A 13,512-nucleotide genomic window follows, 5' to 3' on the forward strand; every position below is an offset into this window, starting at 1 on the left:
AGGCAACTTCGGCTCGATACGGTCACTGGCATGCCTACCGACACGGTTTCCGTCACGGGGTGGGGCCGCACCGCTCCCACCGCAGCCCGCCTGGTGCGCCCCCGTTCGTACGAGGAGGCCGTGGCGGCCGTCCGGGAGTGCGGGGCCCGCGGAGGCATCGCCCGGGGCCTGGGACGGGCGTACGGGGACGCGGCACAGAACGCGGGCGGGGCCGTGTTCGACATGACGGGGCTCGACAGCGTCCACGCGGTCGACGTGGACGGCGGGACCGTGCTGTGCGGCGCCGGTGTCTCCCTGCACCGCCTCATGGAAGTACTGCTGCCGCTGGGCTGGTTCGTGCCGGTGACTCCCGGGACCCGCTATGTGACGGTCGGCGGGGCGATCGGCGCGGACATCCACGGCAAGAACCACCATGTGTCCGGCTCGTTCGCCCGGCACGTCCTGTCCTTCGAACTGCTGACCGCCGACGGACAGATCCGCATGGTGGACCGGGGAACGCCCCTGTTCGACGCCACGGCGGGCGGGATGGGCCTGACCGGCGTCATCCTGACGGCCACCGTCCGGCTGCAGCCCGTGGCGACGTCGTTGATGTCCGTCGACACGGAACGCGCCACGGACCTGGACGACTTGATGGCCCGCCTCACGGCCACCGACCACCGCTACCGCTACTCGGTCGCCTGGATCGACCTGCTGGCCCGCGGCGCGTCCATGGGCCGTTCGGTGCTCACCCGGGGCGATCACGCCCCCCTGGAGGCGCTGGACGGCCGCACGCGCGCGCGTAGAGCCCCTTTGGAGTTCCGTCCGGGACGTCTTCCCGCCGCGCCCTCCTTCGTCCCCGAGGGCCTGCTGGGCCGTACGACGGTGGGCCTCTTCAACGAGCTCTGGTACCGCAAGGCGCCCCGCGCGCGGGTGGGCGAACTCCAGCGGATGTCCACGTTCTTCCACCCCCTGGACGGGGTGCCGCACTGGAACCGCGTCTACGGGCGCGGCGGTTTCGTGCAGTACCAGTTCGTCGTCGGCTACGGGCAGGAGGAGACCCTGCGCCGGATCGTGCGGCGCATCTCGCAGCGTCGCTGCCCGTCCTTCCTCGCCGTCCTCAAGCGGTTCGGCGAGGGCGACCCGGGCTGGCTGTCCTTCCCGATGCCCGGCTGGACCCTCGCCCTCGACATCCCCGCGAACCTGCCGGGGCTCGGCGGCTTCCTCGACGAACTGGACGAGGAGGTCGCCGCGGCCGACGGGCGGGTCTACCTCGCCAAGGACTCCCGGCTGCGGCCCGAGCTGCTCACGGCGATGTACCCGCGGCTCGGCGAGTTCCGGGCGCTGCGCGCGGAGCTGGACCCGCGGTCCGTGTTCACCTCCGACCTGTCCCGGCGCCTCGGGCTCTGACCCCGGCCACCTGCCCTGTCGGCCCTCTCCCCATAGGAGTTCGGTTTCATGAAGGACGCCTTCGGCATCCCCCAGTCCCTGCTCGTCCTCGGCGGCACGTCCGAGATCGGGCTCGCCACCGCACGGCGGCTGATCGCCCGCCGCACCCGCACGGTGTGGCTCGCGGGCCGCCCCTCCCCCGGCCTGGAATCGGCCGCCGCCGGACTGCGCGAACTCGGCGCGGACGTCCGTACCGTCGACTTCGACGCGCTCGACCCCGACGCCCACGAGGCGGCCCTCGGCAAGGTCTTCGCCGAGGGCGACATCGACATGGTGCTGCTCGCGTTCGGCGTCCTGGGCGACCAGTCGCACGACGAGAACGAGCCCGGCGCGGCGGTACGGGTCGCCCAGACCAACTACACGGGCGCCGTGTCGTCGGGCCTGGTGTGCGCGCGGGCCCTCCAGGCGCAAGGCCACGGCTCCCTGGTGGTGCTCTCCTCGGTGGCGGGCGAGCGGGCCCGCCGCGCCAACTTCATCTACGGCTCCAGCAAGGCGGGCCTCGACGCGTTCACCCAGGGCCTGGGGGACGCGCTGTACGGCACGGGCGTCCACGTGATGGTCGTACGCCCCGGCTTCGTCCGCTCCAGGATGACGGAGGGCCTGGAGGAGGCCCCCCTCGCGACCACCCCCGAGGCGGTAGCCACAGCCATCGAAACGGGCCTGCGCCGCCGCTCGGAAACGGTATGGGTACCCGGGGCACTCCGCCTGGTCATGTCGGCGTTGCGACACGTCCCACGGGGGGTATTCCGCCGCCTGCCGCTGTAGCGGGCGGGACCTCGTGGGGGCTGCGCCCCTTAAGGGGCGCGGGGAACGGCGCGGCCAACCACAACGAACCCGCAGACAAGAACCCGGCCGAACCCCCCACCCACCCCAGGGGCGCGGGGAACTGCGCGGCCAACCACGACGAACCCGCAGACGAGAACCCGGCTGAGCCCCCACTCACCCCAGGGGCGCGGGGAACTGCGCGACAAGCCCCCACCGGCCCGCAGCCGCGCACCGGACCTCAAGCCCCCTCAGGCCCCCGCCCCCGGGCGCCCCGTCAGCACGCCGGAAGTGGACCCCGCTCCACATGCGTCGCCTGCGGCGGCACGACCGCACCCCCGAAGACGTAGTCACGCAACCTGCGCCACACCCCGTCGGCCCCCTGCTCGTAGAGCGCGAATCCGGTGCACGGCCACTGCGCCTCGTACTCCGCCAGCTCCTCGAAGGCCCGGTCCATCGACTCCTCGTCGATGCCGTGCGCCACCGTCACATGCGGGTGGTACGGGAACTGCAGCTCGCGCGCCACGGGCCCGGAGGCGTCCCTGACCTGCTTCTGCAGCCAGGTGCAGGCCTCGGCGCCCTCGACCACCTGCACGAACACGACCGGCGACAGCGGACGGAACGTTCCCGTGCCGTTCAGCCGCATCGAGAAGGGCCGGCCGGCCGCCGCGACCTCCACGAGATGCGTCTCGATCGCGGGCAGCGCCGACCGCTCGACCTCGGTCGGCGGCAGCAGTGTGACGTGGGTGGGAATGCCGGAAGCCGCGGGGTCGCCGAAGCCCGCGCGCCGCTCCTGGAGCAGGCTGCCATGTGGCTCCGGGACCGCGATCGACACACCGATCGTTACGGTCCCCACGTCGTCTCCTGTCGTTGTGCCGGTGTTCTGTCGCACCGTGTGGGCGGTCCGGTCGGGCGAAAGTTGCCGCCGGTTCGGCTATCGACTGTACGGCGGTGCGGGCCCGTTCCGGATGTCGTGCCGGTGTTGTCCTGGTCTCGTCCCGGCGATCAGTGCTTGGCGGGCAGGAAGCCCACCTTGTCGTACGCCTGGGCGAGCGTCTCCGCCGCGACCGCGCGAGCCTTCTCCGCTCCCTTGGCCAGGATCGAGTCGAGCGTCTCCGGGTCGTCCAGATACTGCTGGGTGCGCTCCCGGAAGGGCGTCACGAAGTCGACCATGACCTCCGCCAGGTCCGTCTTCAGCGCACCGTAGCCCTTGCCGACGTACTTCTGCTCCAGTTCCGCGATACCGGTGCCGGTGAGGGTGGAGTAGATGCTCAGCAGATTGCTGACGCCCGGCTTCTCCACGGGGTCGAACCTGATGACCGTGTCCGTGTCGGTGACCGCGCTCTTGACCTTCTTCGCGGTGGCCTTGGGGTCGTCGAGGAGGTTGATGAGGCCCTTCGGCGTCGACGCCGACTTGCTCATCTTGATCGCCGGGTCCTGAAGATCGAAGATCTTCGCCGTCTCCTTGAGGATGTACGGCTTCGGAACCGTGAACGTCTGCCCCAGGCGGCTGTTGAACCGCTCGGCGAGATCACGCGTCAGCTCGATGTGCTGGCGCTGGTCCTCGCCCACGGGGACCTCGTTGGCCTGGTACAGCAGGATGTCCGCGACCTGGAGGATCGGGTACGTGAAGAGGCCGACGGAGGCGCGGTCGGCGCCCTGCCTGGCGGACTTGTCCTTGAACTGGGTCATGCGGGAGGCCTCGCCGAAACCGGTGAGGCAGTTCATGATCCACGCGAGCTGGGCGTGCTCGGGAACATGGCTCTGGACGAAGAGTGTGCAGCGCTCGGGGTCGAGCCCGGCGGCCAGCAGCTGCGCGGCGGCGAGCCGGGTGTTCGCGCGCAGGTCGGCGGGGTCCTGCGGAAGGGTGATCGCATGCAGGTCCACGACCATGTAGAAGGCGTCGTGGGACTCCTGCAGGGCCACCCACTGGCGGACGGCGCCGAGGTAGTTGCCGAGGTGGAACGAGCCTGCGGTGGGCTGGATTCCAGAAAGCACACGGGGACGGTCAAGAGCCATGCTCACCATTCTCTCAGGTGTCGGGGGCCGCTCCGGAACTGGTCGGAAACAGGTGGGAACCGATCTGTCTCCGGCGGTGTAACAAGAGTGTGGGGACGAGTTCGGGGACAGGTGTGGAGGCGCGGGAGGGGGGCCGCATCGTCGATGAGGACGCGGTCATCGCACGGGTGCGCGCCGGAGAGCCGGAGGCGTACGCGCAGCTGGTGCGTGCCCATACGGGCCTCGCGCTCAGGGCCGCCGCGGCGCTGGGGGCCGGGGCGGACGCGGAGGACGTGGTGCAGCAGGCCTTCTTCAAGGCCTACTGCTCCCTGGGGCGTTTTCGGGACGGCGCGGCGTTCCGACCGTGGCTGCTCTCGATCGTCGCCAATGAGACGAGGAACACAGTGCGGACGGCGCTGCGGCAGCGGACCCTGGCCGGCCGCGAGGCCGCGCTCGTGGAGGCGGAGCCGCTGATACCGGAATCGGCGGACCCGGCGACCGCGGCGCTGGAGACCGAGCGCAGGACGGCACTGCTGACCGCGCTGGAGAGCCTCGGCGAGGAGCACCGCCTGGTCGTCACCTACCGCTATCTGCTGGAGATGGACGAGTCGGAGACGGCCCAGGCCCTGGGCTGGCCGCGCGGGACGGTGAAATCCCGGCTCAACCGCGCCCTGCGAAAGCTGAGCAGACTCCTCCCGGACTTCGGACCGCACCGGGAGCGGCTGGAGGAGCTTGAGAAGCAGCAGGAGCCGCAGGGACCGCAGCGTCAGAGGGCACGGAAAGGAGGTGACGAGCATGAGTGAGCGGTACGAGGACGGGGGCGGGGAGGCCTCCGGTGACGTGGGGCGGTCCGGGCGGGACAAGGGGGGCGTCCATGGGCCGGGGCCTGAGCGGGAGGGTGTCACGCGGCTGACGGAGGAGCTGCGGGCGCTCGGGCGGTCGATGGACCGGCCCGGGGACCCGGGCGGCGAGTCGATGGTCGAGCGGGTGCTGGAACAGATACTCGCCGAGCGCGTGCCGACCCCCGTGGCCGAGCCGCCTGCCCCGGCCGAGCGGCTGCGGGCGCTGCGCCGCTGGGTGCGGTCGCGCGGGCGCGTGCTGACCGCGGGTCTGTGCGGTCTGCTGACGGTCCTCGTGCTCACGCCTCCGGTGCGCGCCGCGGTCGTCGACTGGTTCGACTTCGGCGGGGTCGAGGTGCGGCACGACCCTTCGGTGAAGCCGTCGCCCGGTGCTGCGGTGCCGGGCTGCGGCGGCCCGTCCCTCACTCTCGCCGAGGCGGGCCGGCGGGCCGGGTTCGCGCCCCGCACACCGCCTGCCCTCGGGCGCCCGGACGTGGTGACGGTGACCCGGGAGCCCGAGGAGCGGTTCCTGATGAGCCTGTGCTGGCGCGAGCGGGGGCACACGATCCGGCTCGACGAGTATCCGGCGTCGCTGAGCCCCGGTTTCGCGAAGGTCGTGCCGGAGCCGCCGGAGTACGTCCCGCTGGACGAGGACGCGGAATTCGCCGGCGGCCGGGCGCTGTGGTTCTCCGAGCCGCATCTGCTGCGGCTCTGGCTGGTGGACTCGGACGGCGACTTCACTCGCTCCGTCCGGACCGCCGGCCCCACGCTGCTGTGGATGCACGGGGGCGACATCACGCTCCGGCTGGAGGGCGTGGCGTCGAGGACGCGGGCGGTGGAGATCGCGAGGTCGTTGCCGTAGCGGGTTCGCGTCGGGGCGGATTTTTTTCGTGGACGCGGAGTAGGAACCCCGGCGGGTCGAGCGGTGTACCAGAAGTGACAGACGGTCGCGGACGGACCGCACCGCGGGGTGCGGGGGTGCGGGGGTGCGGGGGTGCGGGGCGTACGGGGGCGCCGGGGAGCAGGGCGGGCGCGGGGGCGAGGAGTGGTGGGGATGCGAGGAGAGATGGGCACGTGGTGGCCTCGGCGGGGGCCGAGCGATGGCTGAGGGGGTGGTCCGGCCGGGGGCGGGAACGGGTGCTGGTTCGGGTTCGGGCTCGGGAACAGGCGCGGGGGCGGGCTCGGGAACAGGCGCGGGCCCCGGCTCGGGCTCGGGCTCCGGCTCCGGCTCCGGCTCCGGCTCCGGCTCCGGCTCGGGTACGGGCACGCCGGTCGCCGTGTTCAGGGCGTGCACCGTGCTCGCTGCTGTCGCCGTGTTCGCCGTCGTCGCTGTGGCCGCCGCGTTCGCTCTGGTCGTGGGGGTCGGGGCGGCGTCGGCGCACTCGGCGGGCTCGGCCACGGAAGGCGGCTCACCGAATCTCGCGGTCGTCGTGGCGGGCGACGGTTCGGGACGGACCACGAGCGTGAGGTCAGGGGAGCCGGACTTCGCACGGCTCTGGCAGTTGACGGGACCGACGGCCACCGGCACGCAGAAGGTTCCGCAGGACTGGCTCGAAGGCCGCTTCCCTGCCGTGCGGGCCACGGTCGTCTGGGGGACGACCGGAGTGGGTGGCTGGCCGGAGACGGACAGTGCGCCCGGGGGCGACATCTTCATGGGGCGCCAGGACCAGGTGTTCCTCGCGAAGGACGGCACGCCCTGGATCCGGTCCGACCCGGCACTCGACGTGAACGACGACGACATCCGCTGGCACCGGGCACCACGGTCGGTCTACGACCAGGTGGAGCGACGGCAGTTGTTCGGTTCCGCACCCGTCGTGGGTGCCGGGTCCCGCGCCGGGGGCCGGGCGTGGTGGGCGGCGCCGGGGGTCGCGTCGGGCCTGGCGGCCGGGGTCGTCCTCGGCTCGGGCGGCACTCTGCTGATACGCCGCGCGGCGGCCGGGCGTGAGCCGGGGCCGCCGCGGGAGTCACGACAGGAGCTGATCGACTTGTGAGACGGCCGGCCGGGGCCGGGGTGGCCACGGTCGGCGGGGTCGGGGGCCGAGGTGGCCGGGGGACGGGGTGGCCGGGGCCCGGACAGTCGGGCCCCGGTGGCCGGGAACTCAGCCGAGGTCGATCTCCGGGTACAGCGGGAAGCCGGTGAGGAGATCGGTCGCGCGGTGGGAGATCTCGTCCGCGATCTTCGGGTCGAGGACGTGCTGGGCCTTGGAAGGGGTGCCCTTCTTGGTGGTGCCCGGTTCCGTGGTGGTGAGGACGCGGTCGATGAGGCCCGCGATCTCGTCCATCTCGGTGGCTCCGAGGCCCCGGGTGGTCAGCGCGGGCGTGCCGATGCGGATGCCCGAGGTGTACCAGGCGCCGTTCGGGTCGGCGGGGATCGCGTTGCGGTTGGTGACGATGCCCGAGTCGAGCAGGGCCGACTCGGCCTGGCGGCCGGTGAGGCCGTAGGAGGAGGCGACATCGATGAGGTTGAGGTGATTGTCCGTGCCACCGGTGACCAGCGTGGCGCCGCGCCGCATCAGGCCCTCGGCGAGGGAGCGGGCGTTGTCGACGACGGCCTGGGCGTAGTCGCGGAACTCGGGGCGGCGTGCCTCGGCGAGGGCGACCGCCTTGGCGGCCATGACGTGCGGAAGGGGGCCGCCGAGGACCATCGGGCAGCCGCGGTCGACCTGGTCGGCGAGCGACGAGTCGCACAGGACCATGCCGCCGCGCGGGCCGCGCAGCGACTTGTGGGTGGTCGTGGTGACGATCTGGGCGTGCGGGACCGGGTCGAAGTCCCCGGTGAGGACCTTGCCGGCGACGAGGCCCGCGAAGTGGGCCATGTCCACCATGAGCGTGGCACCGACCTCGTCGGCGATCTCGCGCATGATCCGGAAGTTCACGAGACGGGGGTAGGCGGAGTAGCCGGCGACGATGATCATCGGCTTGAACTCGCGGGCGGTGACGCGCAGGGCCTCGTAGTCGATGAGGCCGGTGGTGGGGTCGGTGCCGTAGGAGCGCTGGTCGAACATCTTGCCGGAGATGTTCGGGCGGAAGCCGTGGGTGAGGTGGCCGCCGGCGTCCAGGGACATGCCGAGCATGCGCTGGTTGCCGAATGCCTGGCGCAGCTCGGCCCAGTCGGCCTCGGAGAGGTCGTTGACGTTGCGGACGCCGGCCTTCTCCAGGGCGGGGGCCTCGACGCGCTGGGCGAGGACGGCCCAGAAGGCGACGAGGTTGGCGTCGATGCCGGAGTGCGGCTGGGCGTAGGCGTGCTCCGCGCCGAAGAGCTCGCGGGCGTGCTCGGCGGCGAGGGACTCGACGGTGTCCACGTTGCGACAGCCGGCGTAGAAGCGGCGGCCGACGGTGCCTTCCGCGTACTTGTCGCTGAACCAGTTGCCCATCGCGAGAAGGGTGGCCGGGGAGGCGTAGTTCTCGGAGGCGATCAGCTTGAGCATCTCGCGCTGGTCGGCGACCTCCTGCCCGATGGCGTCGGCGATCCGGGGTTCGACGGCACGGATCACTTCGAGGGCGCTACGGAAGGCGGTGGATTCGGTGGAAAGGGGCTCTGGCATGACGGCCTCCGGACGTGGCGTTCGGCGTTCACGGTTCGGCCCAGGCGCACGGCACACGGTTCCCGGGCCGCTCCCCGATGGTCGATCCCATCCCAGCGCGCCAGTCACGGCCCGTGGATCAGCGTACCGGGAGGGTCCACGGGAGAGGGCGCGCCGTCCACCATGCGAGCGACGGCAGGGCCCGGTCGGGACCGGTCCCCGCCGTGGGTCACAGGATCACGTGCGGCAGGAAGCGCGCGTATTCGTCCGTCACCAGGCCGGACGATTCACGGATGCCGAGGCCGGCCGACTCGTGTCCGACGACCCAGGCGCCGAGGACGACCCGGTTGCCGTCGAAGGACGGCAGGGGTGCCAGCTCCTGATAGCAGCAGGTCTCCTCGCGGAGGGCGACGGGACCGGAACCGGGTTCGTGGATGGTGACGCCGGCGCCCTCGCGGCCGAGGAGGGGTTTGGCCACGTATCCGCTGGTGGTGGCCAGTTCGCGGGGGCCGTCGAGGTAGGCGGGGAGGAGGTTCGGGTGGTCCGGGTACAGCTCCCAGAGGATCGCGAGGAGGGCTTTGTTGCTGAGGAGCATCTTCCAGGCGGGTTCGATCCACATCGTCGTGCCGGTGCCGCCGCCGTTGTCGAGGGTGGCGAGGACGTGCGGGGCGAAGCGGTCGGTGGTGAGCCATTCCCAGGGGTAGAGCTTGAAGCAGCTGCGGATGAAGCGGAGCTGCTTGTCGACGAAGCGTCCGGAGAGGCGGTCCCAGCCGATCTCCTCCATCGCGATCCAGGCGGTGTCGAGGCCGGCCTGTTCCGCGGTCTCCTTCAGATAGCCGACCGTCATGAGGTCCTCGCCGAGTTCGTCGGCGGCGGAGTGCGCGAAGTAGAGGGGGCTGCCGGGCGGGAGGAGGGAGGCCTGTTTGCGCCAGGCTTCGACGAGCCGTTCGTGGAGGGAGTTCCACTGGTCGGCGCCGGGGAAGCGTTCCTCCATCCAGAACCACTGGGGGCTCGCGGCCTCGACGAGCGAGGTCGGGGTGTCGGCGTTGTACTCCAGGAGCTTCGCCGGGCCCGTGCCGTCGTAGCGGAGGTCGAAACGCCCGTACAGGGAGGGGAGTTCGGCGCGGCGACGCCAGGCCTCGGCGACCGGCTGCGCCACGCGCGGGTCGGTGATCCCGAGGTCGGCGAAGCGGTTTTCGGTGACGATGTGCTCGGCCGCGGCCAGGCACATCGTGTGGAGTTCCTCGACGACCTCCTCCAGTGCCTCGACCTCGGGCAGGGAGAAGACGTAGTGGGCGGACTCGTCCCAGTAGGGGCGCAGGGAGTCGTCCGGGTAGCGGGTGAGGGGATAGATGAGGCCCTGTTCCTCGACCGTTCGCTGCCAGTCGGGGCGGGGTTTTATGGTTCGGCGTTCCACAGTCGTGTGTCCGTAGATCCGTCAGTAGTCCGTAGATCCGTGAGTGCGTTCCGTGTCCCGGTCAGCCGCCGCCGCTGCCCGAGCCCGAGCAGCCGAAGCCGTCCCGGTCGACGGCCTCGCTGCGGCTGAAGGTGCCGTCCTCGGCGCGGCCAGCGGAGACGTCGGCGTCGTAGTACCAGGCGGCGTCGGTCTTGCCGCTCCCGCTCGTCCCGCGCTTCCTGCCCGACGACGTGGAGCCGGAGCCGGACGCGCAGTTCTTGTCGGCGACGACCTTGTAGCCGCCCGTGTAGTCGTAGCTGTCGCGGTCCACACAGCGGCGGTCGGGATCCGACCCGCACGAGGTGAGGGCTGTCGCGAGGATGCCCATGCCACCGAGTACGACCGTGCTGGACCGTAGTCTTCTGCGCTGCTCCGCCATGTCTCTCCCCCGTTCGGCCCGTCCAACGGGCTCGTCAGTCCGACAGCGTAAAGATCACGTGCCCCGGTTGTACAAGCGGCTACCCCAACTTCCCCTCCTCTAAAGTCACTTTGTGCTCTTTGGAATGCTGTGTGCCCTTGGTGCGTCGGTGTGCTTCGGGACGGCGACGGTGTTGCAGGCGATCGCCGCGCGGGCGGCCGGGCCGGGGACGGAGTCCTCCGAGGCGGCTTCCGGGGTGGACGCCGCGCTGTTCCTGCGGGCCGTGCGGGAGTGGCGGTATCTCGCCGGGCTCGCGCTCGACGGGGTCGGGTTCGTGCTGCAGATCGCGGCCCTGCGGTCGCTGCCGATCTACGCGGTGGGGGCGGCGCTCGCCGCGAGTCTCGCGGTGACGGCGGTGGTGGCGGCGTGGCTCCTCCGCGTACGGCTGAGCGGGATCGAGTGGGGCGCGGTCGCGGTGGTGTGCGCGGGGCTCGCGATGCTGGGGCTGGCGTCCGGCGCGGAGGGGGACAGGGCCGGTTCGACGGCGCTCACGTACGCGATGCTGGGCACCGCCTTCGCCGTCCTGCTCGTCGGGGCGTTCGCCGGGCGGCTGCCCGGACGCGGGCGGGCGCTCGCGCTCGGCCTGGGCGCGGGGTGCGGGTTCGGGGTGGTCGAGGTGTCGGTCCGGCTCATCGACGGGCCCGCCCCTGCGACGCTTTTCACCGATCCGGCGACGTACGCGCTGCTGCTGGGCGGAGGCGCCGCGTTCATCCTGCTCACCTCGGCGCTCCAGCGCGGCTCGGTGACGACGGCCACGGCGGGGCTGGTCGTCGGCGAGACCATCGGGCCGGCCGTGGTGGGCGTGGTCTGGCTGGGCGACCGTACCCGCGAGGGCCTGGCCTGGCTCGCCGTCCTCGGCTTCGCCGTGGCGGTGGCGGGCGCGCTGGCGCTGGCACGCTTCGGGGAGGCTCCGGCGGATGAGGGCGCGAGGGCGGAACCGGGCACCCTCTAGCCGCCTGGGCCCACCCCGGCGGGGCTAGGGCAGCGCCCCGCACAGTGTTTCCAGCGCTCCCGGCCAGCCGCTGTCCGACGGGGTTCCGTAGCCGACGACCAGGGCGTCCGCCGGAGGGGGTGTGGCGGCCGGGTGGCGGTAGCGGCTCAGGCCGTGGACGGCCAGGCCGTGCCAGGCCGCCGCGCGGACCACCGACTGTTCGGTGCCGGGCGGGAGCCGCAGCACGGCGTGGAAGCCGGCCGCGATACCGGTGGCGGTGACCGACGGGGCGCGGGCCGCCAGGGCCGTGACGAGCTGGTCGCGGCGGCGCCGGTAACGGAGCCGGGAGGCGCGCACATGACGGTCGTACGCACCCGACGTGATGAACTCCGCCAGGGTCAACTGGTCCAGGACCCCGCACGACCAGTCCATGCCGCCCTTGGCCGCCATGACCTCGGGCGCCACGTCCGGCGGCAGCACCAGCCAGCCGAGGCGCAGACCGGGCGCGAGGGCCTTGCTGGCGGTGCCGAAGTACACCACGCGGTCCGGGTCGAGGCCCTGGAGCGCGCCCACGGGCTGGCGGTCGTAGCGGAACTCGCCGTCGTAGTCGTCCTCCAGGATCAGCCCGCCGGTGCGCCGCGCCCAGTCGACGACGGCGGCACGGCGGTCGGGGCGCAGCGGCACCCCCATGGGGAACTGGTGGGCGGGCGTGAGCAGCACCCCGCCCGGGGAGCCGCTCCCGCCTTCGGCCAAGTCGTCCGTCCGCGTGCCCAATTCGTCGAACGGCAGCGGCACCGGCGCCAGCCCCGCCCGTTCGATCAGGTCCCAGTGCACGTCGAGGCCGTACGACTCCACCGCGAGCGTCCGTGCGCCCCGCCGCCGCAGCACCTCCCCGAGCAGCATCAGCCCGTGCACGAACCCCGAACAGACGAGGATGTGATCGGGGTCGGCGCGTACGCCCCGGGCGCGGGCGAGGTAGCCGGCGAGTGCGGTGCGCAGTTCGGCACGGCCGCGCGGATCCCCGTAACCGAGGGCGTCGTTCGGTGCCGCAGTGAGGGCCCGGCGGTAGGCCCTGAGCCACTCGGCGCGGGGGAACGAGGCGAGGTCCGGGGTGCCGGGGACCAGGTCGTACGCGGGCCCCTGGTGTGAGCGGGGCCTGCGCGCGGGAGAGGCGGGGACGGGCACGTCCCGCTGTGCCACTCGGGTGCCCGAGCCCTGGCGCGCGGTGAGCCAGCCCTCGGCGACGAGGTCGGCGTACGCGTCGGCGACCGTGTTGCGGGCGATACCGAGGTCGGCGGCGAGGGAACGTGAGGACGGCAACCGGACGCCCGGTGCGAGCCGTCCGCCCCGCACCGCCTCCCGCAGCGCGTCCGTGAGACCTCTGCGCAGGCCGGAGCCGGTACGCGCCACGTCGACGTGCAGATCCACTCCGAAAGTGGCCCAAGATTCAGCCATGAAAATGGACCATACTCCTGGGCTGGTTCGCTCGTAGGGTCGACGGCATGACGACGACACAGAGCACCAACGCCCCCGAGGAGAGCCCTCGACTCCAGTGGGTGAAGTTCGCCCCCGAGGTCTACAAGGCCATGGTCCGGCTGGACGCGGCGGCCCGGCAGGGCGTCGACCCCGTGCTGCTGGAGCTGGTGAAGATCCGTACCTCGCAGCTCAACCACTGCGCGTTCTGCCTCGACATGCACACGAAGGACGCGTTCGCGGCGGGTGAGAGCGTGGAGCGGATCGTGCAGCTCAGCGCGTGGGAGGAGTCCCGGCACTTCTACACGGAGAAGGAGCTGGCCGCGCTCGCGCTGACCGAGGCGGTGACGGTTCTGACGGACGGGTTCGTCCCGGACGAGGTGTTCGAGACGGCCGCGCGGCACTTCGACGAGACGGAGCTGTCCCAGTTGCTCGCGTCGATCACGGTGATCAACGCGTGGAACCGGTTCGGGGTGACGTGCCGACTGGTGCCGGGGCATTACACGGCCGGGCAGCACGGGTGACTTCTCGGACCCGTTTTCCGGGCGGGTCCACGTGTGTGCGTCGGCTGCGGGCCCGGTGGGGGCTGGTCGCGCAGTTCCCCGCGCCCCTGAAAGACCGGGCCGGCCGCCGCTGCCCTGTGCCGCTCAAAGCGAAAAGATTGCGCAGTTCCCCGCGCCCCTGAT

The 13,512-nt window shown here is 72.1% G+C and carries 13 protein-coding genes and 1 riboswitch; of the genes, 7 read left to right on the forward strand and 6 right to left on the reverse strand.

Annotated elements, in window-relative coordinates:
* Window positions 1–30 precede the first annotated feature (30 nt).
* On the forward strand, window positions 31–1,386 hold the full coding sequence (locus ACFWGJ_RS15950) for an FAD-binding protein (RefSeq protein WP_387324371.1): 1,356 nt from the start codon (window positions 31–33) through the stop codon (window positions 1,384–1,386).
* 48 nt (window positions 1,387–1,434) lie between these two features.
* Window positions 1,435–2,190, forward strand: a complete 756-nt coding sequence (locus tag ACFWGJ_RS15955; RefSeq protein WP_387324374.1) for a decaprenylphospho-beta-D-erythro-pentofuranosid-2-ulose 2-reductase — start codon at window positions 1,435–1,437, stop codon at window positions 2,188–2,190.
* A 274-nt stretch (window positions 2,191–2,464) separates the two neighbouring features.
* Here the strand turns inward: ACFWGJ_RS15955 and ACFWGJ_RS15960 are convergent, their stop codons facing one another.
* Window positions 2,465–3,043 carry a 2'-5' RNA ligase family protein gene (locus tag ACFWGJ_RS15960; protein WP_387324376.1) on the reverse strand — a complete coding sequence of 193 codons (579 nt, stop codon included), beginning with the start codon at window positions 3,041–3,043 and terminating at the stop codon, window positions 2,465–2,467.
* A gap of 149 nt (window positions 3,044–3,192) precedes the next feature.
* Window positions 3,193–4,206, reverse strand: coding sequence for a tryptophan--tRNA ligase (gene trpS, locus ACFWGJ_RS15965; RefSeq protein ID WP_387324379.1), 1,014 nt, complete (start codon window positions 4,204–4,206; stop codon window positions 3,193–3,195).
* A 113-nt stretch (window positions 4,207–4,319) separates the two neighbouring features.
* Here trpS and ACFWGJ_RS15970 point away from each other — a divergent pair, with 113 nt between their 5' ends.
* From ACFWGJ_RS15970 to ACFWGJ_RS15980, 3 genes are all read left to right on the forward strand, one after another.
* Window positions 4,320–4,988: an RNA polymerase sigma factor gene (locus ACFWGJ_RS15970; protein ID WP_387324382.1), complete on the forward strand. Its 669-nt coding sequence runs from the start codon at window positions 4,320–4,322 to the stop codon at window positions 4,986–4,988.
* Window positions 4,981–5,886: a hypothetical protein gene (locus ACFWGJ_RS15975; RefSeq protein ID WP_387324385.1), complete on the forward strand. Its 906-nt coding sequence runs from the start codon at window positions 4,981–4,983 to the stop codon at window positions 5,884–5,886. The genes ACFWGJ_RS15970 and ACFWGJ_RS15975 overlap by 8 nt, the downstream gene beginning before the upstream one ends.
* Window positions 5,887–6,124: 238 nt before the next feature.
* Complete coding sequence (locus tag ACFWGJ_RS15980; RefSeq protein ID WP_387324388.1) at window positions 6,125–7,015, forward strand: hypothetical protein; 891 nt, start codon at window positions 6,125–6,127, stop codon at window positions 7,013–7,015.
* Between the two features lie 108 nt (window positions 7,016–7,123).
* Here ACFWGJ_RS15980 and ACFWGJ_RS15985 read toward each other — a convergent pair whose 3' ends face one another.
* The 3 genes from ACFWGJ_RS15985 to ACFWGJ_RS15995 all read right to left on the reverse strand — a co-directional run bounded on the left by ACFWGJ_RS15985 (window position 7,124) and on the right by ACFWGJ_RS15995 (window position 10,383).
* Window positions 7,124–8,569, reverse strand: coding sequence for a glycine hydroxymethyltransferase (locus tag ACFWGJ_RS15985; protein ID WP_387324390.1), 1,446 nt, complete (start codon window positions 8,567–8,569; stop codon window positions 7,124–7,126).
* A 31-nt stretch (window positions 8,570–8,600) separates the two neighbouring features.
* Window positions 8,601–8,687, reverse strand: a riboswitch (ZMP/ZTP riboswitch).
* Between the two features lie 90 nt (window positions 8,688–8,777).
* Window positions 8,778–9,965, reverse strand: coding sequence for a glutathionylspermidine synthase family protein (locus ACFWGJ_RS15990; protein ID WP_387324392.1), 1,188 nt, complete (start codon window positions 9,963–9,965; stop codon window positions 8,778–8,780).
* A gap of 61 nt (window positions 9,966–10,026) precedes the next feature.
* Entirely contained in the window at window positions 10,027–10,383 is a 357-nt protein-coding gene (locus ACFWGJ_RS15995) for a hypothetical protein (RefSeq protein ID WP_387324395.1), read from the reverse strand.
* A 124-nt stretch (window positions 10,384–10,507) separates the two neighbouring features.
* Between ACFWGJ_RS15995 and ACFWGJ_RS16000 the strand changes: the two genes are divergently transcribed.
* Window positions 10,508–11,374 (forward strand): hypothetical protein, encoded by an 867-nt coding sequence (locus ACFWGJ_RS16000; RefSeq protein WP_381832972.1) that lies wholly within the window; start codon window positions 10,508–10,510, stop codon window positions 11,372–11,374.
* A gap of 24 nt (window positions 11,375–11,398) precedes the next feature.
* On the opposite strand, the gene ACFWGJ_RS16005 is transcribed toward ACFWGJ_RS16000, so the two are convergent.
* Complete coding sequence (locus ACFWGJ_RS16005) at window positions 11,399–12,808, reverse strand: PLP-dependent aminotransferase family protein (protein WP_387324397.1); 1,410 nt, start codon at window positions 12,806–12,808, stop codon at window positions 11,399–11,401.
* Window positions 12,809–12,855: 47 nt separating this feature from the next.
* On the opposite strand from ACFWGJ_RS16005, the gene ACFWGJ_RS16010 reads away from it, so the two are divergent.
* Window positions 12,856–13,350, forward strand: a complete 495-nt coding sequence (locus tag ACFWGJ_RS16010) for a carboxymuconolactone decarboxylase family protein (RefSeq protein ID WP_387324399.1) — start codon at window positions 12,856–12,858, stop codon at window positions 13,348–13,350.
* Window positions 13,351–13,512: the final 162 nt, after the last annotated feature.

Source organism: Streptomyces sp. NPDC060205, from assembly GCF_042728395.1.
GTDB lineage: Bacteria > Actinomycetota > Actinomycetes > Streptomycetales > Streptomycetaceae > Streptomyces.

Excerpts from the sequence above, each read along its gene's own strand:
- ACFWGJ_RS15950 (WP_387324371.1), top strand. The coding sequence starts at position 31 with ATGCCTACCGACACGGTTTCCGTCACGGGGTGGGGCCGCACCGCTCCC.
- ACFWGJ_RS15955 (WP_387324374.1), top strand. The coding sequence starts at position 1,435 with ATGAAGGACGCCTTCGGCATCCCCCAGTCCCTGCTCGTCCTCGGCGGC.
- trpS (WP_387324379.1), bottom strand. The coding sequence starts at position 4,206 with ATGGCTCTTGACCGTCCCCGTGTGCTTTCTGGAATCCAGCCCACCGCA.
- ACFWGJ_RS15975 (WP_387324385.1), top strand. The coding sequence starts at position 4,981 with ATGAGTGAGCGGTACGAGGACGGGGGCGGGGAGGCCTCCGGTGACGTG.
- ACFWGJ_RS15980 (WP_387324388.1), top strand. The coding sequence starts at position 6,125 with ATGGCTGAGGGGGTGGTCCGGCCGGGGGCGGGAACGGGTGCTGGTTCG.
- ACFWGJ_RS15985 (WP_387324390.1), bottom strand. The coding sequence starts at position 8,569 with ATGCCAGAGCCCCTTTCCACCGAATCCACCGCCTTCCGTAGCGCCCTC.
- ACFWGJ_RS15995 (WP_387324395.1), bottom strand. The coding sequence starts at position 10,383 with ATGGCGGAGCAGCGCAGAAGACTACGGTCCAGCACGGTCGTACTCGGT.
- ACFWGJ_RS16000 (WP_381832972.1), top strand. The coding sequence starts at position 10,508 with ATGCTGTGTGCCCTTGGTGCGTCGGTGTGCTTCGGGACGGCGACGGTG.
- ACFWGJ_RS16005 (WP_387324397.1), bottom strand. The coding sequence starts at position 12,808 with ATGGCTGAATCTTGGGCCACTTTCGGAGTGGATCTGCACGTCGACGTG.
- ACFWGJ_RS16010 (WP_387324399.1), top strand. The coding sequence starts at position 12,856 with ATGACGACGACACAGAGCACCAACGCCCCCGAGGAGAGCCCTCGACTC.